25 protein-coding genes are annotated in these 26,574 nt (G+C 50.8%); 4 read left to right on the top strand and 21 right to left on the bottom strand.

Annotation, left to right across the window (positions count from 1 at the left end):
- Positions 1-71: 71 nt before the first annotated feature.
- From VF724_RS03090 to VF724_RS03165, 16 genes are all read right to left on the bottom strand, one after another.
- The gene (locus tag VF724_RS03090; protein ID WP_371752751.1) at positions 72-2,357 is read right to left on the bottom strand and encodes a penicillin-binding transpeptidase domain-containing protein; all 2,286 of its coding nucleotides are present in this window, start codon (positions 2,355-2,357) and stop codon (positions 72-74) included.
- A 14-nt stretch (positions 2,358-2,371) separates the two neighbouring features.
- Positions 2,372-2,782 (bottom strand): cell division protein FtsL, encoded by a 411-nt coding sequence (gene ftsL, locus VF724_RS03095; protein WP_371752752.1) that lies wholly within the window; start codon positions 2,780-2,782, stop codon positions 2,372-2,374.
- A 41-nt stretch (positions 2,783-2,823) separates the two neighbouring features.
- On the bottom strand, positions 2,824-3,774 hold the full coding sequence (gene rsmH / locus VF724_RS03100; RefSeq protein ID WP_371752753.1) for a 16S rRNA (cytosine(1402)-N(4))-methyltransferase RsmH: 951 nt from the start codon (positions 3,772-3,774) through the stop codon (positions 2,824-2,826).
- A 32-nt stretch (positions 3,775-3,806) separates the two neighbouring features.
- The gene (gene mraZ / locus VF724_RS03105) at positions 3,807-4,244 is read right to left on the bottom strand and encodes a division/cell wall cluster transcriptional repressor MraZ (protein ID WP_371752754.1); all 438 of its coding nucleotides are present in this window, start codon (positions 4,242-4,244) and stop codon (positions 3,807-3,809) included.
- 308 nt (positions 4,245-4,552) lie between these two features.
- Positions 4,553-5,017 (bottom strand): DUF4349 domain-containing protein, encoded by a 465-nt coding sequence (locus VF724_RS03110; protein WP_371752869.1) that lies wholly within the window; start codon positions 5,015-5,017, stop codon positions 4,553-4,555.
- Entirely contained in the window at positions 5,014-5,649 is a 636-nt protein-coding gene (locus VF724_RS03115; RefSeq protein WP_371752755.1) for a DUF4349 domain-containing protein, read from the bottom strand. Before VF724_RS03115 ends, VF724_RS03110 begins: the two co-directional genes overlap by 4 nt.
- A 454-nt stretch (positions 5,650-6,103) precedes the next feature.
- The gene (locus VF724_RS03120; protein ID WP_371752756.1) at positions 6,104-7,366 is read right to left on the bottom strand and encodes an adenosylhomocysteinase; all 1,263 of its coding nucleotides are present in this window, start codon (positions 7,364-7,366) and stop codon (positions 6,104-6,106) included.
- A gap of 52 nt (positions 7,367-7,418) precedes the next feature.
- Complete coding sequence (gene bshC, locus VF724_RS03125) at positions 7,419-9,050, bottom strand: bacillithiol biosynthesis cysteine-adding enzyme BshC (protein ID WP_371752757.1); 1,632 nt, start codon at positions 9,048-9,050, stop codon at positions 7,419-7,421.
- An 88-nt stretch (positions 9,051-9,138) separates the two neighbouring features.
- Positions 9,139-10,095 carry an ABC transporter ATP-binding protein gene (locus tag VF724_RS03130; protein ID WP_371752758.1) on the bottom strand — a complete coding sequence of 319 codons (957 nt, stop codon included), beginning with the start codon at positions 10,093-10,095 and terminating at the stop codon, positions 9,139-9,141.
- Entirely contained in the window at positions 10,092-11,087 is a 996-nt protein-coding gene (locus tag VF724_RS03135) for an ABC transporter ATP-binding protein (protein WP_371752759.1), read from the bottom strand. Before VF724_RS03135 ends, VF724_RS03130 begins: the two co-directional genes overlap by 4 nt.
- A 15-nt stretch (positions 11,088-11,102) precedes the next feature.
- On the bottom strand, positions 11,103-12,044 hold the full coding sequence (locus VF724_RS03140; protein WP_371752760.1) for an ABC transporter permease: 942 nt from the start codon (positions 12,042-12,044) through the stop codon (positions 11,103-11,105).
- Complete coding sequence (locus VF724_RS03145; protein ID WP_371752761.1) at positions 12,041-12,979, bottom strand: ABC transporter permease; 939 nt, start codon at positions 12,977-12,979, stop codon at positions 12,041-12,043. Before VF724_RS03145 ends, VF724_RS03140 begins: the two co-directional genes overlap by 4 nt.
- Before the next feature lie 131 nt (positions 12,980-13,110).
- Entirely contained in the window at positions 13,111-14,751 is a 1,641-nt protein-coding gene (locus tag VF724_RS03150; RefSeq protein WP_371752762.1) for a peptide ABC transporter substrate-binding protein, read from the bottom strand.
- Between the two features lie 51 nt (positions 14,752-14,802).
- Positions 14,803-15,201 carry a DUF3397 domain-containing protein gene (locus VF724_RS03155; RefSeq protein WP_371752763.1) on the bottom strand — a complete coding sequence of 133 codons (399 nt, stop codon included), beginning with the start codon at positions 15,199-15,201 and terminating at the stop codon, positions 14,803-14,805.
- Positions 15,202-15,231: 30 nt separating this feature from the next.
- The gene (locus VF724_RS03160; RefSeq protein WP_371752764.1) at positions 15,232-16,194 is read right to left on the bottom strand and encodes a ketopantoate reductase family protein; all 963 of its coding nucleotides are present in this window, start codon (positions 16,192-16,194) and stop codon (positions 15,232-15,234) included.
- Between the two features lie 145 nt (positions 16,195-16,339).
- A complete protein-coding gene (locus VF724_RS03165) occupies positions 16,340-16,990 on the bottom strand; it encodes an RsfA family transcriptional regulator (protein WP_371752765.1) in 651 nt (216 codons plus the stop codon).
- A 296-nt stretch (positions 16,991-17,286) separates the two neighbouring features.
- Here VF724_RS03165 and VF724_RS03170 point away from each other — a divergent pair, with 296 nt between their 5' ends.
- Positions 17,287-17,529, top strand: a complete 243-nt coding sequence (locus VF724_RS03170) for a DUF2626 domain-containing protein (protein ID WP_371752766.1) — start codon at positions 17,287-17,289, stop codon at positions 17,527-17,529.
- Between the two features lie 459 nt (positions 17,530-17,988).
- Here the strand turns inward: VF724_RS03170 and VF724_RS03175 are convergent, their stop codons facing one another.
- Entirely contained in the window at positions 17,989-19,128 is a 1,140-nt protein-coding gene (locus tag VF724_RS03175) for a class I SAM-dependent methyltransferase (protein WP_371752767.1), read from the bottom strand.
- Positions 19,129-19,269: 141 nt separating this feature from the next.
- Here VF724_RS03175 and VF724_RS03180 point away from each other — a divergent pair, with 141 nt between their 5' ends.
- Positions 19,270-20,226 carry a hypothetical protein gene (locus VF724_RS03180; RefSeq protein ID WP_371752768.1) on the top strand — a complete coding sequence of 319 codons (957 nt, stop codon included), beginning with the start codon at positions 19,270-19,272 and terminating at the stop codon, positions 20,224-20,226.
- Between the two features lie 119 nt (positions 20,227-20,345).
- The gene (locus VF724_RS03185) at positions 20,346-21,461 is read left to right on the top strand and encodes a hypothetical protein (protein WP_371752769.1); all 1,116 of its coding nucleotides are present in this window, start codon (positions 20,346-20,348) and stop codon (positions 21,459-21,461) included.
- On the opposite strand, the gene VF724_RS03190 is transcribed toward VF724_RS03185, so the two are convergent.
- Together VF724_RS03190 and VF724_RS03195 are read right to left on the bottom strand one after the other, a co-directional pair.
- Positions 21,445-22,848: a sugar ABC transporter substrate-binding protein gene (locus VF724_RS03190; RefSeq protein ID WP_371752770.1), complete on the bottom strand. Its 1,404-nt coding sequence runs from the start codon at positions 22,846-22,848 to the stop codon at positions 21,445-21,447. The two genes, VF724_RS03185 and VF724_RS03190, sit on opposite strands and share 17 nt — an antisense overlap.
- A 113-nt stretch (positions 22,849-22,961) precedes the next feature.
- On the bottom strand, positions 22,962-24,293 hold the full coding sequence (locus tag VF724_RS03195; RefSeq protein WP_371752771.1) for a PhoH family protein: 1,332 nt from the start codon (positions 24,291-24,293) through the stop codon (positions 22,962-22,964).
- 113 nt (positions 24,294-24,406) lie between these two features.
- On the opposite strand from VF724_RS03195, the gene VF724_RS03200 reads away from it, so the two are divergent.
- Entirely contained in the window at positions 24,407-24,961 is a 555-nt protein-coding gene (locus tag VF724_RS03200; protein WP_371752772.1) for a YhcN/YlaJ family sporulation lipoprotein, read from the top strand.
- A 32-nt stretch (positions 24,962-24,993) separates the two neighbouring features.
- Here VF724_RS03200 and VF724_RS03205 read toward each other — a convergent pair whose 3' ends face one another.
- Together VF724_RS03205 and VF724_RS03210 are read right to left on the bottom strand one after the other, a co-directional pair.
- Complete coding sequence (locus VF724_RS03205) at positions 24,994-25,446, bottom strand: pyridoxamine 5'-phosphate oxidase family protein (protein ID WP_371752773.1); 453 nt, start codon at positions 25,444-25,446, stop codon at positions 24,994-24,996.
- 129 nt (positions 25,447-25,575) lie between these two features.
- Positions 25,576-26,562, bottom strand: coding sequence for an LCP family protein (locus VF724_RS03210; protein ID WP_371752774.1), 987 nt, complete (start codon positions 26,560-26,562; stop codon positions 25,576-25,578).
- Positions 26,563-26,574 lie beyond the last annotated feature (12 nt).

Here is a 26,574-nt window from a genome sequence, read left to right on the forward strand (position 1 = left end):
TGATCATGTCCAAAAATCGTTTCATTTCAAACCTATTCAGGACAAACTGGGGTTAGAACAAGCTGCTGCGACTAGCCGGGGTTTCTTTTCTTGTGATCCTGGCCGGGTTTGGCGTCCGGCCCTGAGCCGGCTGACAAACCGCTGACGTCTTGGGAATTCCGGTCCGCTGCGGTTGAATCTGCTCCTCCGCTGTTTCCGGAGTTCTGTTGGATTTGCCCGTCCCACGGCTGAAGATCGAGATGGACGGTCACCTTGCCTTCTTTCATGCTAATCTGCTGATCGCTGACGTATCCCGCGCCGGAAACCGCGCAATCGGCATCAAACAACGAACAAATTGCCATCGCATCGCGTAAGGATGAGCCTTTGAGATACGGGAACGGAACTTTATTCGGCTGCTCCGTCAATACATAGATTCGTTGCCCCGACGCCATTTCCGTACCTTGTTCGGGGAATTGTTTCACGACAGTGCGCCCATTTCCAAACGCCTCATCCTCCATCCCCGCATTATGAATCAATCCGGACGCCTGGTCAACAGACTGTCCGACAAGCTCCGGCACTTTGACGCTTTTTCCGAAGGCGACCGGTTGGCTCATCGCATTGGCTTGGTTTTTGGAAGGAACCCCGAGGTATCGGAGAGTATTCAACACGATTTCCCGGAAAACCGGTGCAGCCACTTCTCCTCCTCCGCGATAATCCCCTCCCAAATCCGGATCGTCCACGATAACGACTACGGCAATCCGCGGGTTTTCTACGGGGGCATATCCGATAAACGAGACAATGTATCGCTTATTGGAATATCCTCCTTCAACCACCTTCTGCGATGTCCCCGTTTTCCCGGCGACGGTGTAGCCGTCTATATAGGCCCTTCGACCGGTTCCGATCGCCTGGTCGGATACGACCTGCTCCAGATAGGAACCGACTTTATGCGCAATTTCCGGGGAAATCACCCGGCGAACCACTTTGGGTTCAATTTTCTGAATTGGAGTATTGTCTGCCGGATTGATGATCTCCTTCACCAGATGGGGCCACATCAGCTTTCCGCCGTTGGCGATTGCGGAAACGGCGGCGAGCTGCTGAATCGCGGTTACGGCAACTTTACCCTGTCCGAACGTTGCGGTAGCCACTTCCGCCGGCCATTTGAAATCGATGACTCCCGGCACTTCGCCGGGAAGATCGATACCCGTATTGGCGCCAAAACCGAACTTCATGATATAATCCCTGAGCTTTTGTTCCCCCAAGCCTTCGTAGCCCAGCTTGACAAACGCAACGTTGCTCGAACGCTTCAATCCTTCCAGGTAAGTAATTTTCCCCCATCCTACATTATTATGGTCGTGGATAACCGCCCCGGGAACTCGAATAGTCCCCGATTGATACGTTTCACCCGGATGAAACAAGCCTTCCTGCACAGCCCCAGCGAGCGTCACGATCTTGAAGGTAGACCCGGGCTCGTATTGGGAAACGATCGAATGGTTGATAAAATCCTGTGTGCTGTCAATTTCCCAATAGCGGTTCGGATTGAAATCCGGGAAATTGGCCATGCCAAGCACCTCCAGCGTCATCGGGTCAACCGCGACCGCAATTGCCGCCTTCGGTTTGTACTGGTCATAAGTTTTGCGCAGCGCATCCTCCACAAAATGCTGAATGTTCACGTCGATGGTCAGCTGCAGAGTTTTTCCGTCCTCTGCAGGCTTGTATTTCACTTTCGCATCGGGAAGCACATTGCCGCGCAAATCTTTCTCATAGCTGATGGAACCCGGAGTGCCCCGCAGGATTTTATCGTATTGCCATTCGAGCCCCATTACGGCTTGCCCTTCTTTGTTGGTATAACCAAGCACATGGGAAGCCATTTCATTCGCCGGATAATAACGCTTTTGCTGAGAGATCAGGTAGATGCCCTCCAGCCCGCTTTTATTGATCCAAGCCTTGATTTTGTCTGCCGCGTCGCTATCGATCTTCCAGCCTTCATTCCGTACTTCCACTTGAGGCTGAAAGCTTCCGTCCTCCCTTTTTTTTGTAGCCAGCGCATACAGCTTGGCCCGTCCGTCGGCGTTGTCCATTTTGAGAAGAGAGGCCAAACCGTCAACCAGCTCCTCTACCCGATTTTGCTCATGAATCGTTTTGGGACTCAAGGCTACTGTGAATGCTTCCGCATCCTGCGCCATAATTTTGCCGTTTCTGTCGAGAATGGTTCCCCGCTTAGGCTGAAGAATCTCGTTGGTCTGCCAGTTTCTTTCGGCTTTATCCAGCAGCCATGAAGCCTCGACGACCTGCAGCCAATACAGCTTCATGATCAAAATAATAAAAAAAAGGGTAAAGAAGCCCCCAATAACCAAAGATCTTGCTCTAACCCTTTTCATCGCAAACTCCCGCCTTATCGATTGAATGCCACTTTTTTGTTTATCTCAGCAATGTTCGAATCGGAAATTCCCTTGATTTCATTTTCGTTGGACGGCCGCAGCCCGAGTTCTTTAGCTTTTTCGATCAGCCGTTTCGGATCCTGAAGCCGGTTTACTTCCAGCTTTAATTTCTTGTTTTCATTCTGCAGCGTCTCAATTTGATTCTCGATCTTCTGAATTTTCGTATTCACTTCATAGATTTGCGCATAACGCCAAATAATCAGGCCTGCCAAAACCACACAAACCACCATGGTCAGCAAATACAGCAGCTTTTCCTGCAAAGGCAACGCTTTGGAGCGATAGACAACGCTTCTTTTTTCTCTAACTCTTACTTTCTTTCCCGTTCTTTCTTCAACAGCCAAATTTCCGTGTATGTATGCGGCCATCTGGACAACCTCCTCATCCGTCTTCCATATTATCAGCTTACTTACAGTTTTTCGACAATTCTCAGCTTGGCCGATCTGGCTCTCGGGTTTGCTTCCAATTCCCGCGGACCGGGCACGATCGGTTTTCTGTTGATCAGTTTGAGCATCCCTTTTTGGGGACAAACACAGATCGGAAAATCCGGAGGACAAGTGCATTTTTCAACATATTTCGCAAAAGTTTGCTTGCAGATTCTGTCCTCAAGCGAGTGAAACGTGATCACCGCGATCCGTCCTCCGGGGGCAGTGCACCGCACCGCTTGTTCAAGCGCTTCTTCCAGAGCGCCCAATTCATCGTTGACCGCAATCCGGATCGCCTGAAAGCTTCTTTTGGCCGGGTGCGGCCCGGTTCTTCTGGCGGCGGCCGGTATAGCCTCCTTGATGATTTCCGAGAGCTGTCCGGTCGATTTGATCGGCTTGCGGTCCCTGGAGAGCACAATATGTTTGGCAATGCGTCTGGCGAATTTCTCCTCGCCGTAATGATGAAGAATATCGGCGATTTTGTCATCCGGCCACTCATTGACAATTTGGAAAGCCGTCAACGGGTTGGATCTGTCCATCCGCATGTCCAGTTCCGCATCCTGGTTATAGCTGAAGCCTCTCTCCGCTTCGTCCAGCTGCGGGGAGGATACGCCCAGGTCGAACAGAATGCCGTCCACCTGCGGCACGCCCTCCGATTGCGGGACCCCGGCGTCTTTCAACACTTCTTCAAGATGGCGGAAATTGCTTTTGACCAAATCGATTTTGCCGTTGAACGAATCCAGCATTTGTTCGGCATGCTTCAACGCTTTATCGTCCTGATCAATGCCGATCAGCCATCCCCCTGACGACAGTTTGGAGGCAATTTGCCGGCTGTGGCCGGCCCCGCCGAGGGTGCAGTCCACATAGATTCCATCATTTCTGATATTCAGTCCGTCTATTGCTTCATTTAAGAGCACCGTAATGTGATGGAACAAGGAATCCGCACCTCCTATCCGCTTGAGTTCGATTAGAAATTGAAATCAAAATCAACTAATTTTTCCGCAATTTCGTTAAAGGAATCCTCCGATTGCTGCGCATAGTCATTCCAGATGGCTTTGCTCCAAATCTCCACTCGGCTCGATACGCCGATGACGATGCAATCCTTATCCAATTTGGCATGTTCAATCAAGTTATTGGGTATGTTTACTCTTCCCTGTTTATCCAATTCGCATTCCGTCGCTCCCGAGAAGAAAAACCGGGTAAACGCCCGGGCGTCGGATTTCATCAGCGGAAGAGCCTTTAGCTTTTGCTCGAGCACGGACCATTCTTTATTGGGGTATACAAACAAGCAGTTGTCCAAACCGCGCGTTACAATGAAGGACTGACCGAGGGAATCGCGAAACTTGGCCGGAATGATCAGACGGCCTTTTTCGTCTATGCTGTGCTGGTATTCCCCCATAAACATCGGTCATCCGCCCTCCTCTGCCTTGAAGATTTTTCCCGCTGAAACATGAATTCAATATAAAATTCTTCAAGGACGCGTTCAGCATGCCATTCACTTCACCGACGGGTATCACGAAAATGGCATCGGATATCTCCCTATCCCACCACTTTACCCCACTTCTCCCCACTTATTATTGTCTATTCGCCACACCAATAAGAAATCCTGCTCGCTCGGCAGGATTTCTTAAGAAAATTATTATTTTTTATTCGATCAACGGCTGTTTTTTGACGAGATTTGACGGATCTCGCGTAAAATGACGAATATCGTCTTTAAACCAGAGGATCTTCGACTACAACGACGACCAGCCCCGCCACAAGTTCATAGACAAAACGTCCGCCCGACTTCATGGCATCCCAAGCGCGCTGCATGAGGGAAGAGTCCTCCTTCGAATTCAATGCCGCCGATTGATCCTTCAGCCGCTGATAGAGGCGAAGCTCAATGGTAGAGCAGGCTACGCTTTGGTCGATATATCGCATCCGACCCTTGAGTTGTTCGATCTCCACCTGCACTTTTCCCAATTGATCGGAAAATTTGACAAGGTCATCCGCCTTTGTCGCTTTTTCCATGAAAGCGATGAGCCTGGCTTCCACCACTTGCTTCGCTTTCAAGCGCGAGAACAAATCCACATATTCTTCGGTCACATCTTGTCCCTGCATGCTGCGCTGCAGCGAAATCGGCTTCAGCTTCTCCAGCTCTTGGATAAATGAGAAAAAGCCGTTGGCGGGAATTTTCAGCGTAAAGGTTCCCCCAGCTCATGCATCGACTGATTGTCGCCGAATTGCAGCACATAGCCTCCGGCTAGCGTCGCCATATCCCGGATTTCAGACTGTGTCCGGGCGTAATCTTTCACTTCCATCGTCATGTTGGCATGATAGATCAGCTTGCGTTCAAGCGCCTCCGGACTCAGCTTGCTTCCGTCGGCCAAAGCGAAGCCTCCCCCGCCCTCTCCGGGCGTTTCTGCGAATCCATCGGCAGCCTCCCCTGTCCCCGCAGCCGAATTTGTCGATGCCGCTCTCTTCCCCTCATTCGGAGCAGCGGCAGCTGAGCTTGCATTGTCTGAGCTCGCAATGCTTGTGTCTGCCTTCGACTCGGAGGTGAGTGCCGGCATTTTGCCGACGTCGGCGCTTCCAAAGGACGCCGCACCGGAATTCTGCGTGAATTGTCCGTCGACCGCCGGCTCAGTTCGTACGCTCGCCGACTCCGGCTGCTTTGAACTCGAGCAACCGGCGGACAGAGCCGCAATCAACAGCATGACGACCGCCAGCGCGGCTAATGCCAAGCCTTTGTTACTGCCTAAGATTCTGTTCGTTCCTAAGTTCTTGTCAAGGTAAAAGCCTTCGTTCGCCCGATCCCGCTTCTCGTTCATCTTTGTTCCCCCCATATAAAATTGTTTTCACCGCTTCAATTTGCAGCAAAAAATTCCGGAGGTGAATTGGATTGTGAGGAAAAACCTGCTGCACTTCTCCTAACGGGAAAGGTGCTGAAAAAGTTGCGAAATCTAAAACATAGGAAATGAGGGGATGGCCATAAAAAGGCAGAAGTTGCGAAAGGGTTGCTCGTTGCCGCGGAATTATTACGATGGGGGTTCGATGATGGAATAAGGGAATTTTCTTCCTCTGTAACGCGATTTTGTCGGGTGGGGGGATCTTCTTCCGTCGCTCTTGAAACCAGGAAATGGAATTGGAAATTGTGGTATTTTCCCGGTTTCAAAGGCGTAAAAGTTTTCGCAGAAAACTGCTTCGGGAGCATAAACCCCAGGTCTCTACTGAAGATACCCCCCAGCCCTATGAATCTTCATTCCCCTGATTGCGGCCCTGCTCTCAGTGCTCCGTCCAGCTGTCCAGATAAGCTTTTTGCTCCTCCGTCAGCCGGTCGATGGTGATGTCCAGCGACTGCAATTTGTAGCGGGCAACCTGCTCGTCGATTTCATAAGGAACATTCAACACATTGTTGCCGATTTTCTCGTAGTTGTCATTCACATACTTGATCGCCATCGCCTGAAGGGCAAACGTCATATCCATGATTTCCGCCGGATGACCGTCTCCGGCCGCAAGATTGACCAATCGGCCTTCCGCCAGCAAGTAGATTTTTCTTCCGTCGGCCAGTTCATATTCTTCAATGTTTTTTCGTACCGTCCGTTTGGATACGGCAGCTGCGGCCAACTCCGGGATATTGACCTCCACGTCAAAATGACCGGCATTGGACAGGATTGCCCCGTCCTTCATCACCTTGAAATGCTCTTCCCGGATGCAGTCGCGGTTTCCGGTCACCGTAACGAAAAAGTCCCCGATCCGGGCCGCTTCCGTCATCGGCATGACACGGAAGCCGTCCATGTAAGCCTCGACGCCTTTAATCGCGTCGATTTCGGTTACGACCACATTGGCTCCCAATCCTTTGGCACGCATGGCAACCCCTTTGCCGCACCATCCGTATCCGACAACCACCACGGTTTTGCCGGCCACAACCAAATTCGTCGTGCGGTTGATGCCGTCCCAAACCGATTGCCCCGTACCGTACCGGTTATCAAACAAATATTTGCAGAAAGCATCGTTTACGGCAACCATCGGAAATTGCAGCTTTCCTTCCTTCTCCATCGCTTTCAGACGCAAAATGCCCGTCGTCGTTTCTTCTGCGCCTCCCCGCACCTGTTCCAGCAAATCCGGACGCTCCGAATGAAGAATCGATACGAGATCGCCGCCGTCATCAATGATCAAGTCCGGTCTGGTTTCCAATGTTTTGACCATCAACTCCTTATATTCGGCCGGATCCGGATTGTGCTTGGCATAAACCGTAACCCCATCCTCTACGAGCGCTGCGCATACATCATCCTGGGTGGAAAGCGGATTGCTCCCCGTTATCGTCACCTCGGCGCCGCCTGCTTGAACCACCTTGGCCAAATACGCCGTTTTCGCCTCAAGATGGAGGGAGATCGCCACCTTTAAGCCCTTGAACGGCTGTTCCCGCTCAAATTGTTCGCGAATCCGATTCAGCACCGGCATGTGGGCTTTAACCCAATCGATCTTCAGGCGGCCGTCCGGCGCTAATGAGATATCCTTGATAATGCTGTTTTCCAATGCTTTCATGCTGTGTTTAAAGCCTCCTTGTCAAGTTGGAGTTAATTGATAGACTTCAAATTTATAAGTACACGATGCGATGGTTTCCATTTACTTCAAGCGGCTTCGAGATCAATTCGTGCAGCCATTCGTCACCATACTTGTTCAAGTAGGCAAATACGTTATATACTCTTTCCTGCGGCTTGCCCAATGGCAGAATCGACAGGCGCACGCGATCCATTTGCCGGACCGCCGCTTCAAACTTCTGTTGATACGCGCCGATGGAACGATTTTTTAAAAAATCGATCTGCTCTTGGATCTTCAGGATATTGGCCGAGCCCAAGCGATCCAGTCCCGGTTGAACTGCCCCCAACTCCTTGAGCAGCGGCCTGTATATTTCCTCAAACTTCTGCTTGATTTCCGCAAACCTTTCTTCCAGACGGAGATCGTCCTGCTGATCGAGCCACGCCTGTTTTTTCTCATCAAAACGATAAATGACGTCCTCGAACGAGAAGCCGTACTTGTTCATTTGTTTCTGAATGGGGCCCTCCAGCAAAGTATAGCCCATTCGCGGCATAATGATCGGGGACTTCATATCCAGTTTATGAAAGGCCGCGACGGTTTGGCTCCAATATGCGATCTCCCCGGGGCCGAGAACCGTGAATAAAACCGGAAAAAGAAATTCTTGCATTAACGGACGGGTGAGCACATTGTTGCTGAGCTTTTCCGGAGCTTCTTCCGCCATGCGCAAAATCTCGCTCTCGCTGTAATGAAGCTGCGCTTTTTTGTCTTGGAACCCTTTGGGCGAACCAAACAGCAATTTCCGCTCCTGCTGCTCAAAAAGAAACAGGTTGGCCCCGTTTTCATAGACTTCAACCTGCGGGCGATAGCCCAATTCCTCAACCTTGCGTGTCGATTCCAGAAAAGATTCATTCAGGCTCCGGTATTCCGTAACCATGCGCGCGAAAACCGGACCTTCCAATTTACGGACTGCCGGGTCGTCGGAATCCATCATAACGAGACCGTAATCGGCGAACAACGCGCTTAAAATGCCAGCGAAAAAGTCCGTCATCGTTTCCGACCGACAACTGATTGAGCGAAGAGTGCTGAGCAGCCCCGCCTTCAGTTCAGTATCCGGCAGCGAACCTTGAAGCCATTGCAAAGCGTCATTCCATTCGGCGGCACCGATTTTCATGCGGCTGACCGAGCTGCGCCAGCCGTGTGGTGTTGCCAGCTTGATTTTTTCAACCTTCTGCTGGGCGGATAAGACATGGATATGGTCGACCTCGTCGATGTCATGATCCTCTCCGGCGATCCAAAACACGGGAATGACAGGTCTCCCGAGCTTTTCTTCCGCCTGCTTGGCTAACTGCAGAATAGTGATCGCTTTATGTATGACATAAAGTGAGCCGGTAAACAATTCGGCCTGCTGACCTCCGATAACAACCAGCGTTTCCGGATTGCGGAGCGCGCGGATATGCTCAATCGCCTTCTCGGAATTACCGACTTTATGATTGTAATCCAGTAGGACCTCTGCAAGCCGGCTTCTGGAAATTCTATGATTCTCCCGTTGATCAAGCCAATCGGCTCTTTGCTCCCAAGACTTTCCGTCCCAAGGATGATAATCGAATAAGTCCATTGCCCGGCCGCTTTCTTGAACATAGTCGTCGGTCAACTTCTGACCGGACGGCCAGTGAAATTCCACCAGTTTCATGCTTACCCTCCCGTTCCTGCATAACTGATGTCAAACATAATTTGATTGTACACATCCTATATGCAATCGTCAAAAAGGAAAAATCCGTTCAGATCAAATGGCAGGCCGTCCAATGCCCCGGCTTGACTTCCGTGAACGCGGGCTCCGCATGCACGCATTGGTCTGCGGCAGCCGGGCAGCGCGTTCGGAAATGACAGCCGCTCGGAGGCTTGATCGGATCGGGCGCTTCTCCCGCAATGACAATTCGTTCACGATGCCCTTCCGTTTCCGGGACGGGCGGCAAAAGAGCTGACAAAAGAGCCTGAGTATAAGGATGCTGCGGATTGCCGAACAGTTCCTCGCTTGATGCCAGCTCTATCAACCGGCCCAGATACATGACCGCCACCCGGTCGCTGATATGCTTGATCATGGACAAATCATGGGTGATGAATAAATAGGCCAATCCCGATTCCCGCTGCAAATCTAGCATCAGATTCACAATCTGGGCCTGTATCGACACGTCCAATGCGGAAATCGGCTCGTCGGCGATGATAAACCGCGGATCTACCGCCAGCGCTCTGGCGATGCCGATACGCTGCCGCTGCCCCCCGGAAAATTCATGAGGATACCGATGGGCATGGCCCGGATTCAAGCCGACCCGATCCAAAAGAGCTTCCACCCGTTTGTTCCTTTCCGTTTTGCTGTGAGCCAGCTTATGGATGTCCAGCGCTTCTCCGATGATGTCGCGCACGCTCAGCCGCGGATTCAATGAAGCATAAGGATCCTGAAAGATCATCTGCATCTCGCGGCGCAGCGCCTTCATTTGCGAACCGGACAGGGAAAAAATATTCCTTCCGTCGAATTTCACAAGGCCTTCAGTAGGCTCATACAGACGCAGGATCGTTCGCCCGGCCGTCGATTTGCCGGAGCCCGATTCGCCTGCCAGACCCAACGTTTCCCCCTGTCGTATGCTGAAGCTGATATCATTGACAGCTTTGATCGTACGACCCCGTCCGAGGTGAAAAAATTTCTTCAATCGCTCTACTTCGATCAGTTGACGACTCATGCCATCCCCCTTGCTTGGGCGAGCGGATGATGCAGCCAGCATTTGGCTTGATGTGTGATGCTTAAATCGAACATATCCGGTTCGCTGCGCTCGCAAATGTTCATGGCTTGCTCGCAGCGGCCGCAAAATTCGCACCCGGCGGACAATCGGCTCATATCGGGAGGATTTCCGAATATGGGCATTAGCGGCTCGTCCTTGTTTTGCTCCAAGCGCGGAATCGACCGCAGCAGCGCTTTAGTGTAGGGATGCTGCGGATTTTCGAGAATTTCCCGCTTCGTTCCGGTTTCCACAATCTTGCCTGCATACATCACCAACACCCGGTCGCAGAGGGCGGCGACCACGCTCAGATCGTGCGTAATCAAAAGAATCGAGATGTTCAGACGCTGCTGCAGATCCTTCATCAGTTGCAGAATCTGCGCTTGAACCGTCACATCCAGCGCGGATGTCGGTTCATCGGCGATCAGCAGGCTCGGATTGCAGGCTGCAGCGATGGCGAGATTTACCCGCTGCTTCATTCCGCCGGAAAGCTCGTGCGGATACTGTTTGAACCGCACCTCGGGATTGGCTATGCCGACAGCGGTCAGCATTTCCATCGTCCGATCCCGCGCCTCTCCCGGATTCAAATGCCCGTGCTTGATCAAACCTTCCGCAATCTGCCGGCCGACCGTCATGGTCGGATTAAGGGAAGCCGCCGGATCCTGAAAAACCATCCCGATCTCCCTGCCGCGGATGCTTTCCATCTCCTTTTCCGTCAAGGATAATAGATCCTGATCCCCAAAGGTGACGGTGCCTTGCTTGATCTTTCCGGAAGGGATCGGAATCAGCCGCATCAGAGCCTGCGCGGTGACGCTCTTGCCGTTTCCCGACTCGCCGACGATGCCCACGGCCTCCCCTCTATTCACATGGAAGCTTACTCCGCGCACCGCATGCACTTCATCCCCGCCCGCGCCAAACGATACGTGCAAATCCTTCACTTCAAGGATCGGCTGCATGGAAACCCCTCCTTTTTATCGTGATTTCGGGTCAAACGCTTCCCGCAAGGCATCCCCGAACGCGTTGAACGCAAACATCGTCAAGCTGATGAGGAGAGCCGGAAACAGCATCCGCCAAGGGTAAATATTAAATCCGGACCGCGCGTCGCTGATCATCGTCCCCCAGGAAGCGGCGGGCGCTTGAACGCCTAGCCCGAGAAAGCTGAGAAACGCCTCCGTAAAAATGGCGGAAGGCACAGTCAGCGCCAGCGTTGCGATGATCGGACCGGCGGCATTAGGAAGGAGATGACGAAATAACAGACGGAAAGAACCGGCCCCCAGAGCGCGGGAAGCGATGACAAATTCCCGGTTTTTCAAGTCCATGATTTGACCGCGGACGATCCATGCCATTTGGACCCATCCCGTCATGCTGATAGCGGCAATCATCGTCCACAAACCGGGAGGCATCACGACCAGCAGCAGAACAACCACCAGCATATATGGAATCGAGTACAGAATTTCCGATACCCGATTCATCGTCTCATCCACTTTCCCCCCATAGAACCCCATCACCCCGCCGTAAACGACACCGATGATCAAATCTATCAATGCGGCAGCTATCCCGACGAACAGGGAAATCCGCCCGCCCTTCCAGGTGCGCGCCCACATATCGCGGCCCAGATCGTCGGTTCCAAACCAGTGCTCCGAAGACGGGGCGGCATTCGTCAGATGCAGATCATTCGTTGCATCATCATACTTCGACATCACAGGTCCCAAAAGCGACAGCAGCGCCACGACGATCATGATCCAGAGAGCCGCCGTCGCCTTTTTATTGCTTTTCAGCCTGATCCAAGCGCTTTTCCGGCAGCCGGGATCGATCCGTCCGGTCTGTTCCTCAATCGGCTTGCCCGGTTTGAGCGGACGAAAATCTTCACTGTTCAGCCGTCCGGTCGCCGAATTGTGCTTGAAGTCGTTCATCTGGAGCTCTCCTTTCCGCCGGAGAGCTTTATCCGGGGATCAACCCACATATAGGCAGCGTCCGTCAAAAATCTGGCGGCCATTAGAACAGCGGCATAAAATATCGTAATTCCCATAATGACCGGATAATCCCGGTTGCTGATACTGTAAACAAAATACTTGCCGAGCCCGCCGATTCCGAACATGCTTTCCACAATTACGGAGCCTGTGATTACATTGGCCGTCAGCGGTCCGAAATAGCTCAGCACCGGCAGCAGCGCATTGCGGAGGGCATGCCGATAGGCGATCACTGTCCGGTTCAATCCTTTGGCCTTTGCCGTTCGGATGAAGTCGGCATTCAGCACTTCGAGCATGCTCGCTCGGGTAAGCCGCGCTATGAAGGCAGTAGGAAGCGCAGCCAGCGTTATCGTCGGAAGCACATAATCAATCGGATTGCGCAAACCGGCCACGGCAAACCAATGAAGCTTCACGCCTAGATAATATTGAAAAATTGACGCCAGAACGAAACTGGGAACAGACAGCCCGATAACAGCGAAAATCATGATGGCGGTATCAACGGCTTTGCGGTGATGCAGCGCCGCTGCCATTCCGAACCATACCCCAATCACTGCCGAAACGATCAAAGCTCCGACGCCCAATTCAAATGAAGGAACAAAGGAATCGCCGATAATCTGATTGACCGACTGGTACTGCTGCTTCATCGACATCCCCAAATCGCCGTGAAGAATATGCCCCAAATAAATCCAATACTGCTCCCAAACCGGCTTATCCAGTCCGTAATGCGCGTACAAGTGGGCCCGCACCTGATCGGGCACCTGTTTCGCCGAGCTGAAAGGATCTCCGGGAATGGCTTTCATCAGAAAGAATGTGGCTGTGATGAGAACAAATAAGGAGAGAAGCATCGATAGAAACTTTCGCAGCAACAATTCAGGCAAACCCCGCACCCCTTTGCTTCGCATATTCCGAGAGGAAGACGGCCATACAAGGACTGCCGTCAAAAATAATCGAGGTATATATGGCCTCACCACATATACCTCGGATACGAGCTTTTTGTCGCTTGGCGTAATTACTTGGCAAAATACCCTTGAGTAAAATGAATATTGCCCTGCCAATCGATGTAGACATCCTTCACTTTCTCGTTTTGCTGCCACAAGCTCGCATAATAGTAAATCGGAATGACGACCATTTGGTCCGCGATCAAAAGCTTCTCTGCCTGCGCCAGCTCATCGAGACGCTTTTTGGTGTCCGTTTCATGGGAAGCGTCTTTTATCAGCTTGTCATACTCGGAATTGGAGAAGCCGGTCGCGTTGTTGCCGCTGCCGCTCGTAAAAATGTCCAAGAAGGTGTTCGGATCATCGTAATCGGCGAACCAGCCCGCAGTTGCGATTTGATAATTTTTGCTTTGCAGCGTTTCGAGAAATACTTTCCATTCCTGATTTTGCAGCTTCACGTCTATTCCCAAATTTCGCTTCCACATATCGGCGATTGCCTCGGCGATCTTTTTGTGGTTTTCACTGGTCGTGTAGCTCAGCGTGATCTCCGGAAGCTTGTCCAGACCTTCATCCTTCAAGCCCTCGGCAAGCAACTGCTTGGCTTGCTCCGCATCTTCCTTGAAATAACCGCTTTCCGGATGCTCCTCGCGGAACGTTTGCCGATCGCCGGCAATTCCCGGAGTCACAAACCCGAATGCCGGAATTTGTCCACCCTTCGTAACATTCGCTACCAGCTCCTCACGATTGATGGACATGGATAATGCCTTGCGGATTTTGGCATTGTCGAACGGTTTTTGTGTGACATTGAACATATAATAGTAAATGGAAGCTTGTCCCTGCGTGTGCAGCGAGCCGTCTGTCTTCAGCTTCGGAATCAGGTCGGTTGGAATTTCGCCGGTCGGCGTACCGTTCCAATCCAACTGCCCCGCTTCGAACATGCTGGCCGACGTGGATGCTTCCCCGATCATCGACATGTCCACCTCTTGCATTTTTACTTTCGAGGCTTCGAAATATTTCGGATTTTTCTTCAATACGATCGAATCGTTATGCTTCCATTCGGCAAGCAGGAACGGACCGTTCGTGACAATCGTGCCTGCATCAGACGCCCATTCACCGCCGCTTTCCACGGACTTCTTGTTCAACGGCATGTAGGCAACGGATGAAGTCAGGCTGATAAAATACGGAGTCGGGGCAGCCAAGGTGACGATCAGGGTGTGGTCATCCGCCGCTTTGACGCCGATCGAATCGGGATCCGCAGTTTTGCCGGCGTTATAATCTTCGGCGCCTTTCAAATAATATAGCTGGGATGCGTTAGGAGAGGCAATTTCCGGGTTCAGGACCCGCTTCCATGCGAATTCGAAGTCTTGGGCGGTAACAGGCTGATCGTTGCTCCATTTCACATCGTCGCGGAGATGGAAGGTATATGTCACCTGATCGCCGGATATATCCCAGCTTTTGGCAACTGCAGGAACCGGTTTACCCTCCTTATCCAAGCGGGTAAGCCCTTCAAAAATCGCCCATAGAACGGTAAAGGATACGTTGTCCTGGGCCATTCCCGGGTCCATAGTCGGCGGTTCCGTCCCAAGATTCATTCTGAAAACCTGCCGATCCGCCATTCCTTTTCCCGAACCGGCGCCGCAACCGGACAAAACCAGACTTGCAGCGAATGTCAAGACCATTGACAGGAGTAAGCCGCGCTTGAACCCCTTGTACATAACATTGCCCCCTTAGAAAGGATGTGGAATTAGATCGGTCGGCTGGTCTACCTAGGCAGCCTGGACGCTTTGCACAAGGATGATCACCACAAAAATCAAATAGCAGACACTCAACGCGAGAAAGCTTATTCTCCATACCGCGCGCATGATCCGTTTCGGATCGGCCTTGCCGTATTTCCTGTTTTGGGCGCTCCCCAATAGTCCTCCCCCAAGCAGCAACAAAAGCGCAATCAGCCAAAAGCCTTTGATGCTGATGGAAAAAAGCTTGTCCATCATGACCGAAACGGAGCCGACCAGCAGAAAGGTGGTGATGTCAACAGACAGGGCGGTCGCTTTTTTGCGGTCCCTCGATACCCATATAACCAAAAACCAAATAATGACAAAAGAAATGAAGGGAACCACAGCAAAAAACGCGTAAATCTGCATGAACCATTGCCAAAGCCATTGCATAACATCAGCACCCGCTTCCGGATGTTTTCCTCAAGGACGCTCAATCATTCCGCTCTCTGATACGGATTTTTCTTGTCCTTTAACCAGGTGATACACTGTTTCGTGAGTGGGAACGTTAATTCCGTTGTCATGCGCTAATCGGATAATGCTGCCGTTGATCCAATCCACTTCCGTTTCCCTTCCATTGACCAGATCTTGAAGCATCGATGAAGAGTTCTCTGCAGTCAACAGGCATACTTCAAGAAGGCGTTCCCACAGTTGGCCGTCCAATTCGATTCCCTGCGTTTCCGCCACGCTGCGTCCTTCATCCAACAGTTGCTTCATTATGCTTAAATAATGGGGAGAAGAAAGCAGTTCCCCGTTCTTCACCCGCAGGATGGCTGTTAACGGATTGATGACAGCATTAACCAACAATTTATTCCATACTATACTATTCGTATTGTTCGACAAAGCCGCCTTAAATCCTGCATTATTTAGCAAATTTATGAGAGTCTCCGCGCTTTCGGTTTCGTTAATCGGAATACGGTCTTTTCCAATCCAGGTTATACCCTTGCCCGTGTGTTCCACTATGCGGGGAGATGTTTTTCGGGCCGCCTCGGTGGTGACGGAAACGTAAATTTGATCGGGCTCAAAATATTCCGCAAGCCGTTCTGCGTGACCGATGCCGTTTTGAAAGCACAGCAGCTTGGTCTTCGTGCCCGTAATCCTTTTCATTCCTTCCATCAGCGAAACGCTGATGTCTTTTTGCTTGACCATGAGAAACAGCCAATCCGCTTCAACAGCGTCTGCTTCCGCTGCCTGCGTCTTGTCCAAAGCATCGCAGCGCATTCGGAAGATTCCTCGATTTTCCCGATCGAACCATTCGATTCCGAGTCTTTGAATCATTTGTGCCTGTTCATCCGTACGAGTAAACAAATGTAAACGCGCCAAAGGAGACAGTTTCGCCGCAAACAGCATTCCCAGCGAGCCTGCCCCCACAACATGAATGTCCAAGTTTTTCACCTGCCGATTTTTGTCCGGTTCATTTGATCCGTTAACTGTTGCACCTCACCTCACTATACCATGTCCCGCCAAAATGAAAAAGATCCCCAGCCTTTGCTTGACAGGGATCTTCCGCCTGAATTCATGAAATCCGAATTTATTCAATTCTTTCAAGATTTCCGTTGGCATCCATTTTGAACCGCGGTTTGTTATTGTCGTCCTCCTCAACAAGCAAGGCCATTTTTCGCGCCCGGTCCATAATCTGAATAAGAGCCTTATAGTCGTCATTGACCACCCGGTAGTCGGTTTGTACATTGTTCACTTCTTTGAGCAATCTCTCATTCTCGCTTCTCAGTCTTTCAAGCTCTTCATCTTTTTCTTTCAACTCTTTTTCCAAGCCTCTAGTTTTCCTCGAATACTCCTGTACGGTTGCTTTCCACTGCCGTAAGAAACGGATGACCGCATCGATGGACAGCGATTCCTCAAACACCGAATCATGTTTGTCGTAGCCCGCTTCATCCTCGCCGAGTGTTGAGATTACCGCCATTTGCCGATTTGCGGCCAATTGTTTTTTCTGTTGATTGCGCTTTTGCCGTTGAGACTTGGCGATCTGAATGGCTGCTTCATATTTTTTTCGCACGCAGCTGTTCCAACGAAAACCGCATGCAGCCGCAGTTCTTCCAATCCGCTCTCCAACTTCTTCGAATGCGCCGAGCTGTGTGCCGCCTTCGCGAATATGCCTGAGTGTCACCTCGGCAAGTATCAAGTCGTCATCCGTACTCCACGCATCTTGTCTGGTTACTGCCATACGTCTGAAACCTCCTAATTATCATGATGAACTCCGGGTTCGGCCTATTTGGGTCTTTATTTATCTCTATGCCCATAGTAGATTTCATAGAATCTATTTCTTATACTACCTTGTATTTCCATTTTTTCATCCCCTCATACATAACATATCCACAATTGGGGTATACTGAACCTGCGCAAGAAAATATTTTCTAAAAAAATTCGTTTTTTCGTCACGTTCACCGTTTACGCGTTTGATTCGAAACGCTATAATTAGCTGTAGATTACTTACTGCTGTATAGGAAGGGGGACTCTTGCATGGGTATCAATGGCAAAATGTACCGTGTGCTCGGATTTTGGACGCTTGTCATCGCCCTGATGGCGCTTGCCGGCAATTTTAATGAAATGGCGCTGCTGTTCTTTTTTCAGACTGCCGCCTTTGTTCTTTTAGGATATATGAATTTATCCGAAAAGACCTATGTGCTTTTGTTCTGGGGGTACTTGATCCTTTCCTTTACCGGAATTACATACTGGTCTTTCTTTAAAATGCCGCTTTATTAATACGCTCCGCAAACAAAAGGGGCTGGCCTGGAAGCAGAACAACCTGCTGAGGGCCAGCCCTTTTTTGTTTTTAATTTTTACAAAAGGGATTTGACCCTTAAATAGATTGTTGAAAAACCCGAGTAGGAACGACATTTGCCTTTGCCGCGAGTTTTGGCCGTAAGAAAACTTTAGGCTGTCGAAAAATCCTGTCATTATGGGAATGTAGATCGATAGGGCTGGGGGGTATCTTCTGTAGAGACCTGGCGTTCGCCTTTGAAACCTGGAAAATACCGAAATGTCTAATCCAATTTCCTGGTTTCAAGAGCGACGGAAGAAGATACCCCCCACCCGACAAAAATACTTCATTTCATTCTCAGGGTTTCTCGTCAGTCTGAGTTTTCGTAAGAAAACTTACTTCGGGAGCGATACTTGAGGTTAGGCAGAGGTAAATTCGTTTCAGTACATTAGTTTTCAAGATCACCTATTAAGGGACAACCCCTTTTTTTGCACCAGCACCTTAAACAGTTCACTCATGCCGTCGCTGAGCAGCAGCTGCCGGATGGCCCTGTTTTTGCGGACAACCGGATGAAAGGGATCTGCAATCCGATGATCCTCAAGCTTTTCCAGAATACCGGAATCGAGCAGAAATTGTTTTTGCGTCCGCAGGCTCCACGCGTCCAGTCCGGCCTCCAAGCCGGCATGAATCAGCGCCGTAAAATTCACGTGCGCGGTCATATCCTGCTCACCGACGTGAGCGTAAGGACGATCGTTCGCCTGATGCTTTCTGTAGCACAGCAAGGTTCCGTTCATGCGGTGCGGCGCGAAAATTTCCTCCTGCACATCCCCGTAATCGATCGTAATCAGCACGCCCGACCTCATGGCATGTCCAATCTTGCGAATCCACTGCGGGGCTTCCAAATTGATCTCCGCAGCCTGTCCTTCCGACAGCCGTATTCCTTGTTCCTCCAAATGCTTCAGGACGGAGCTGTTCTCCAATTCCACCAGCGCTTGAGCAAACGTCTCCTGCCGCTCATCCCAACGGACATGAATTTCATAGAGCCTGCCCTCCTGAAGGCATATCCGGTGTACCGGGAATGCGTCCATCAGTTCATTTGAAAACACGATCGTTTCTTGGTAGGGTCCCCCTTGAAGCCACTCCTCCGCACCGAGGAATGTCACTTTGTCCGAAACCTCCGCCAATTCGTCTTCAAGCCGCCTTCTATGAAACGGACTCGATTCGATAATCGAATAATTCATTTTCTCATAAAAATCGGGATTGTCCGTTTGTATTTCCCGAATAATCTGGCCGGCCAGCCTGCCCGTTCCCGCTCCCCATTCCACTATGGACAGACGATCTGCAGACCATTGCTCGCGAGCCGTCCGGACGAAATAGCCGGCGAGCAGTTCTCCCATTATCCCGCCGATATTGGAGCTTGTATAAAAGTCTCCATCCTTTCCGATCTTGCTCCGTTCATTCTGATAATATCCGTATTCCGGCTGGTACAGGCACAAATTCATAAAATCGCGAAACGAAATCAAACGTTCCGGACTGCGAAGAATTTGCTCCCGGATATATTGGACCAGCTGGGGAACGCCGGAAGCGTTGGCAGATTCCATCACTTGCACCTCCATATGCAGATCGATCAAAGTTGGATATAATTTTGCATATTCGAATTAAAGACAAAGACGAGCCAAAGGATTATAATGAGATACGACACCCGAAACAGAAAGATAATTGTGAGAAGGAGAACCGCTGCAATGAACAAACTCATCATCGCGCTCGTAACCGCCGCGCTGCTCGCTCTCGCGGCCGCAGGCTGCACCGGCGGCAACGGGCTGAAGCAGGAAGTCATCCAAGCCTTTGATAAACAAAAGGATATGAACAGCTATCGATTTAGCGGGCAGACCGTTCTGCAAACGGACTATAAGCTTGCGAATCCGGATCGGCAGCCTTTGACCGCAGGCTTGTTCGAACTGTTGAAGCAGAGCACCCTTTCGTGGGAAGGCGTAGCCAGCAGGAACCCCGCAAGATTGGAAATGACATGGAAGATTACTCCCCAGGGACGCAATTCATCCATTGAAGTCCCCTTCATCGTGAAGGACGACAAAGCGTATTTCCACATTCCGTCCATTAATGCGGAGAATGAATATTTCGTGATGGATTTGCAAAAATCCCCGCAGGGCTCGCAGCTTGCGCTGACCCCTGAGATGCTGAATCAGGCTGCAGGATTGCCTTCATTCATTTTGAAATCATTGACTGAATCGATCAATCCCAATTGGTTTTCAGAGAAAAAAGACACTCAAGCGGACGCCCCAGCCGCAGGCAAATCCGTATCCATCGAGATCAAGCCGGAAAATTTCGGCGATTTCGTGAAGGATGTTATAAGCGTACTGCCCGACATAAGCGCCGAGCTGCAAAAAATCGGTTTGCCCGCTGCACAGCTGCAAAAATTGCCTGAGCGATTATCCTCCTCCGCCGACAGCATGCGGCTGAGACAACCGCTTACACTTACGGTGGCCCTGGACAAACAAGGATTTGTCCGCGGCGAAACGATCAATCTGGACCTTGCAATTAAGCAATCGGACGGAACCGAAACCCATGTGCAGCTTCAAAAGCAAACCAAGTACGATCAGATTAACGGGAATCCCGCCTTCAGCATGGAAATTCCGCAAAATACAAAGTCAATTGAAGATGTGCTGCGCCTGGTGAAATAACTCACCATCCCGTTCACTGAGCGCAGACGGCGCGGGAAGATTCCCCGCGTTTTTTTTGTCATTTTTTTGCCCCAAATATGATAATCTTAAACGAGAAGCCTATGGGGAGGCGTTGACGCTTGCATTATTCTCTTTCTCCGAAAAAAACGGCCAAGTCCTTGTCGCATTTATTCCTGTGCCTGTTCCTGCTCCTTTCTTCAATAAGCGCTCCCGTCGCTCTCGCCGAAAATTCCGGTGCCGCGAACGACGTTCAGCAATTGCTGCAAAAGGGTCTGACGATCCACGAAATCGATCAGGAAGTGCAGAGGCTTTCCGAACAAGACACGCAATTTGCAAACCAGATCCAAGCCAATCAGGCGAAGCTTGCAGAGCTTCAGGGCAAGACGGAAGATCTCCGCCGCCGTGCGGGAAAGGTGCTCGTATCCTATTATACCGGACAGCGGAATAAACTTTGGCTGATCCTGTTCCAGGCCGGCAGCCTGACGGAGGCGCTGGATCTGTATGAGTATTTGAGCGCCGTGATGGACGGCGACCGGAAGGCTCTGCAATCCTACAAACAGAACGTTCAGGACATCCAAAAAACCAATACGAATCTTGAAGCCAACCGAACGCGGCTGAATACAGTCAAGCAGCAATTACTGGATCAGCGGAAGCGGCTTGTAGCGCTGCAAAAGCAGCTGGATGCGGAGCTGGCCTCCCGCAAGGATGCCGAAGCGATCAAGCGCCAAATACAGGAAGTCAACACTTCATGGGAGCAAAAAGGGCTGCCCGTTTTTAAAACATACCTTCAAGCGCTGTCCGACGCAATGGATCACTTCCCCAAATTCATCTCCACCTACAAGGACAGCTTGACAATGGACGGTTTCAACTATTCACTCGAAATTCAGGACCAGCAGCTGAATGAATTTCTGAGAAACGAAAACCCCTTATTCACGCAGGTCACCTTTGCTTTTGAGCAAAATGAGCTGGTGATTAAAGGCATGCAGGATCAGATGAATGTGGAAATTCGCGGCTACTTTATTCTGGAGCAAAAGCCGGAAAATGTGCTGCGGTTTGTCATCACCCATCTGAAATTCAACGGGCTCGAGCTTCCCGACACCCGCCGCAACCAGCTTCAGGAACAATTTCAACTGGGCGTTTACCCGCAGAAGATCGCTTCTTTCCTGACGGCAACCGACGTCCGGATTGAAGCGAATAAACTCATCATCCATTTTGCCTTTAATTTGGGGCAGTAGCTCCATGAACCCCCGGAGTGATGCCGGAAGCCGTGCCGGATTCATTCCCCGGGGTTCTGAGCCAAATTCGGTCAACGGCTTTAGCAAGCTCTTCGGCTGAAGTCCGGCCTTCATAAAAACCGCGCATGCTTTCCCTCATTTGGGTGAATTTTTGCGGCGAAAACGGGTCTGCTTGCAGCACTCTGCCTGCTTTGACGGCCTGACGGATTTCCTGCAGATTTTTATCCTTCCCGGCCTGTGTATCCAATACCGCCGCCGCCGCGGGAAGGATGTTCGCTTCCGTCAGGAAGATCTCCTGATTCTTTTCGGCTGTGACCGCTTTAATCCAGTCAAACGCCTCTGTCACCGCATCCGATTGGGCGGCAACGCAAAAGCTTCTCCCATCCAGCCATCCTGCCTTGACGGATTCCCCCTTGCGAACTGCAGGCAGCATGCTGACGCCTATCCCGGCACTCCGATGATTCAAAAAATCGGATGCCCTTGCGATCATCATCGCAAAACTGCCCTGATTCAAGGCCGCCCACGGATCGGATCGCTTGGGAAAGATGTATTTGCCCAAGAGCTTGTCCTGCGCTTTTTCCTGCTTTTTGTCCGCCTTTTTGATCGTCGGAGTATAAACCGCTTCGAGCAATTTATCCAATCCGGCAGCTTTCTTGCCATCCGGCGAGGAAGAACCTTCTCCCGCCCAATCGCCGCCCAAAGCCCAAACCAGCGAAATCAGCGCATAAGGATCCTCCGGATCTATGTACACCATCGGCGCGTTTTCTTCCGGGCCCGCCAAAAGCTGAAGGCTCGACAGAAATTCTTGCGGTGTATTTGGGGGACCGTCAAGACCTTTTTGGGACAGGACCGTTTTATTCCATACCAACACATACGGATCCGCATCTTTCGGTATCCCCCAAATATAGCCGTTCCATTTCATCTGAGAAACCAGCGGCTCCAGTTCGTTCGCCTGATTCCGGCCGGTAAAAAAGTCCTCCGTTCGATAGGATAAAAATCCGGACGCGGCAAACTCGTTGACCCACCCGTTTGGAATCAGCAAAATGTCCGGCAGCACTCCAGATTGCGCGGCCGACTTTATCGAGGAATAGGCTTCATTCCCCGGAATGTTCTGCAGGGAAATGTCCGCGCCCGGATGATTCTCTTCATAGGCCTGATTGATTTTCTGCAAAGCGGTGAACTCCGCGGTGCTCATCGACACTGCCACTTTTAACGTCTTGCTGTCGCTTTCCGGCTTGGTTCCAGACGTTTGGCCGCCGCTGTCCCTGTTTGCTTGCCATTCCCGAGAAGAGACCCCTTGGTCGGGGCGGTCCATTAATTGACCAAACAGCACAAAGGCAAGCAAAATCATCGAAAACACAAACAGCAGCCAGGTCTTTCCGGACATCCCGATCTCTCCTTTATCAGCTGGCCCATGACAGCTTCATAGGGAACACTTCCCCTACTATAGCAAAAAATGAAAGGCTCATCCAATCATGCTTCTCATCATGTCGTCGACCGCTAAAGCAAATCTGCGGCAAGCTGGGCCAGACGGGAACGTTCTCCTTTCTCCAATGTGATGTGGCCGCTGACGGCTTCCTGCTTGAACCTTTCCACCACATAGGTCAATCCGTTGCTGGTGGCGTCCAAATAAGGATGATCGATCTGTTCGGGATCCCCCATCAGGATGATTTTGCTCCCTTCCCCGGCCCGGGAAACGATCGTCTTCACTTCATGCTTGGATAGATTTTGCGCTTCGTCGATGATGATAAACTGTCCCGGGATCGATCTCCCGCGAATGTAAGTGAGCGCCTCCACCTGAATGCTTCCCAAGCCCATCAGGATTTTATCAATATCCCCCGACTTTTTGGTATCGAACAAAAACTCCAGATTATCGTAAATCGGCTGCATCCAAGGCCGCAGCTTTTCTTCCTTTTCGCCGGGCAGGTATCCGATATCCTTGCCCATCGGCACAACCGGCCTGGCAATCAGCAGCTTCTTGTACTTGTGCTCATCTTCCACCTTCATCAAGCCGGCTGCCAAAGCCAACAGCGTTTTGCCCGTTCCCGCCTTGCCGGTGATGGTCACAAGTGAAATGTCATCGTTCAGCAGCAGCTCGAGTGCCATTCTCTGTTGGGCGTTGCGCGCCCCGATCCCCCATACGGGATCATTTCCAAGATGCAAGGACTCCAGCCTTTTCGCATCCGGGCTCACTTTCAACAGAGCCGATTTGGAGCTCCCCATCTCGTCCTTCAGCAAAATGAATTCATTCGGATACAAATGATGATTCCCGTTTAGGCTTTCCGCCATCAGCTGCCGAGTGTTGTAAAACTCGTCAATGAGAGAAGGATGCACATAAATGGTGACATAACCGCCGTACATATCGTTAAAGGAAGGAATCCGGTCTGTCAAATAATCCTCGGCAGTGATTCCCAATACATCCGCCTTGATCCGGACGAGCGTATCCTTGCTGACCAGAACGACCGGCCTGGGATCATCCTTTTGTTTTTCTTCCGTATCGTAATTCAGGGCTACCGACAAAATGCGGTTGTCATTTGTCATTTCCCCGAACAATTCCTGCGTTTTATTAAAGCTTTTATGATTTAATTCAACCTTGATGCTGCCGCCTGTTTCCAGAGCCACCCCATCATAGAGCCGTCCTTTGGCCCGGAGGCCGTCCAGCAATCTGGAGACATACCGGGCGTTTCGTCCGATTTCATCGATATTGCGCTTTTTCGAATCGATTTCCTCCAAAACTACCGCAGGAATTACCACCTCATTATCCTCAAAACTGTAAACGGAATTAGGGTCATGCAGTAGAACGTTCGTATCGAGCACAAATACTTTTTTCATAGAATTCCCTCCATATTGGTTTTGGACGGCTGGGCTGTGAAGTCGGATACATAGATTCCTGCCGTAAGGGTAAACTATCCTTCAGAAAAAAGGTTGAGAAAGGACGATACTCCATGCGATATTCGGTTTTGATGTTGGTGCTCCTGCTAGTTCTGGCAGGCTGCAATCGAAATACGGTGCGCGAACAATCATCACCCTCCCCAAATGATCATCAGCAGGTCAAAGTTCAACAAACTCAGAAAAGAGCGTCTCGCAATATTGCCAATCCGCAGACTGTGGCCAACAGGCTTGAGCAATTGGCCGTCAGCGTCCCGCAGGTCCGGAAAGCCACCTGCGTGGTCATCGGCAATACGGCCGTTGTAGGCATCGATGTTCAGGGCAATCTCGACCGATCGCGAGTCGGTACAATCAAATATTCTGTAGCCGAAGCGTTGCGGAAAGATCCCAACGGTGCAAATGCGCTTGTGACAGCAGACATGGATCTATACCATCGTCTCAGGGATCTGCGGAATTCGATCAATCGCGGCAAGCCGGTGGCCGGATTCGCCAACGAGATGGCGGACATTATCGGGAGAATCATGCCGCAGCTGCCGCAAAACGTGAATCCGCTGAACAACCCTCCGGCGAATACAGAAGATCGTTCCAAATTGAAAAATCGCAGCTTATGACATGAAAACAGAAAAAAGCCCAGCTCGGTTGACTAGGCTTTTTTCATTGCAGCGAAAACCTGATTGTCCAGCTTTTCCGCCGCCCGTTTATCATAAGTATTCTCATATTCCGGTTCTACAGAAATGCGGGCGCCATCGAACATTGCGTCTTTTACCGTGTCGATGTTCACTTCGATGCAGGTAAGGCTGATCGGGACCTCCTCCAAAACTTCTCTAAAGATCGAGGCTTTCCCGGATACCGTATATACGGTCCCCGACGCAAACAAGGTAATGGCCACCTTGGGGGTGCGTTTGATGTTATCAACGATGCGGGAACGTTGATCCACGGCAAATCGCAGCAATCGGGAATTTACTGCATAGATCCAAGAGATGGCTTTTCCGGTCGGTCCGCCCGTTTCCGCATCCACCGTGTTCAAGAGCACAAATTTTTGCTTCTGAAACCGCGAAAGGATCGTTTCAGACAATTCGTGCGCGATTTCGGACATGCAGCCATTCCTCCTTAAAGGGATGTTGCTTTCACCAAAAGTATACCACAGCTTTGCAGGCCATCCAATAGATAAACCTCACCGAATTTCAACTCATCGATGACTTGAAGGAACAGCGGCAGCCGGCCTTCAGTTCAACTGTTCGCGCAGCAATGATTTCGCTTTCTCCAAGCTGGCCTCATCCAAGTAAGTATACGGGCTTTTCCAGCTTCCTTCCACGTGGTAGTATTGGATCTGCTCATTTTTGATGCCGAAATACGTTTTGATGAATTGCTGCAATTGCGTTTTGGAAATGTCCGTCTTGATGTTTTCGCCCATCCCGTCAAGCACTCCGCCCAATTTGAGAGCGCCGTCCAAAGATTTAAACTTGTCGACGATCGCGGAAATTACTTTCTGCTGGCGGTCGTTTCTTTGAAAATCGTTGGAGGGCGCCGTCCCCATGTTCGATTTCCGGTAGCGGACAAAATCCAAAGCCTGCTTTCCGTTCAGCACCTGAACGCCTTTATGCAGATTGATATCCGTTCCGTCAGCATGGTCGACATAGCGCATATCCATATCCACATCCACTTGAATGCCGCCGAAATTGTCCACGATATCCTCGAATGTCTTAAAATTGACAACGGCCGTGTAGTCTATCGGAATGCCCAAATAAGCTCCGAACATCGATTTCAGGAGATCATCGGCTTTATCCTTGTCTTCTTTGAGGGCAACCGAATAAAACGAATTGATTTTTCTCGCCCTGTAGCCTTCGGGCTTGAAATAGGTGTCCCTTGGAATGGAAATAATGGCTGCCGTTTTCTTGGCGGGATTCATCGCCGCAACCATGATGACATCTGTATTCAGGGAGCCTGTCTGCTTGCGGGTATCCAATCCCAACAGCAGAACAGCCATCGGTTTTGCCGATGCGGACTGCTCCTCGGCGGCTTTGTCCGATTTGCCGGAGGAAACATGATCCAGCAAAGAATCAAATTTGAAGAACAAGTATCCCGCATATCCAGCGCCAACGATTAATATGGAAAGAAACACGTACCAGACCGCTTTCAGCAGCGATCGGGGCCTCCTATGTTGACCACGCCTCTCCGCTCTGGAAGGCAGGGGAGGAATACCGGTTGACATATTGCAACACCG

The sequence above is a fragment of the Ferviditalea candida genome (genome assembly GCF_035282765.1).
GTDB lineage: Bacteria > Bacillota > Bacilli > Paenibacillales > KCTC-25726 > Ferviditalea > Ferviditalea candida.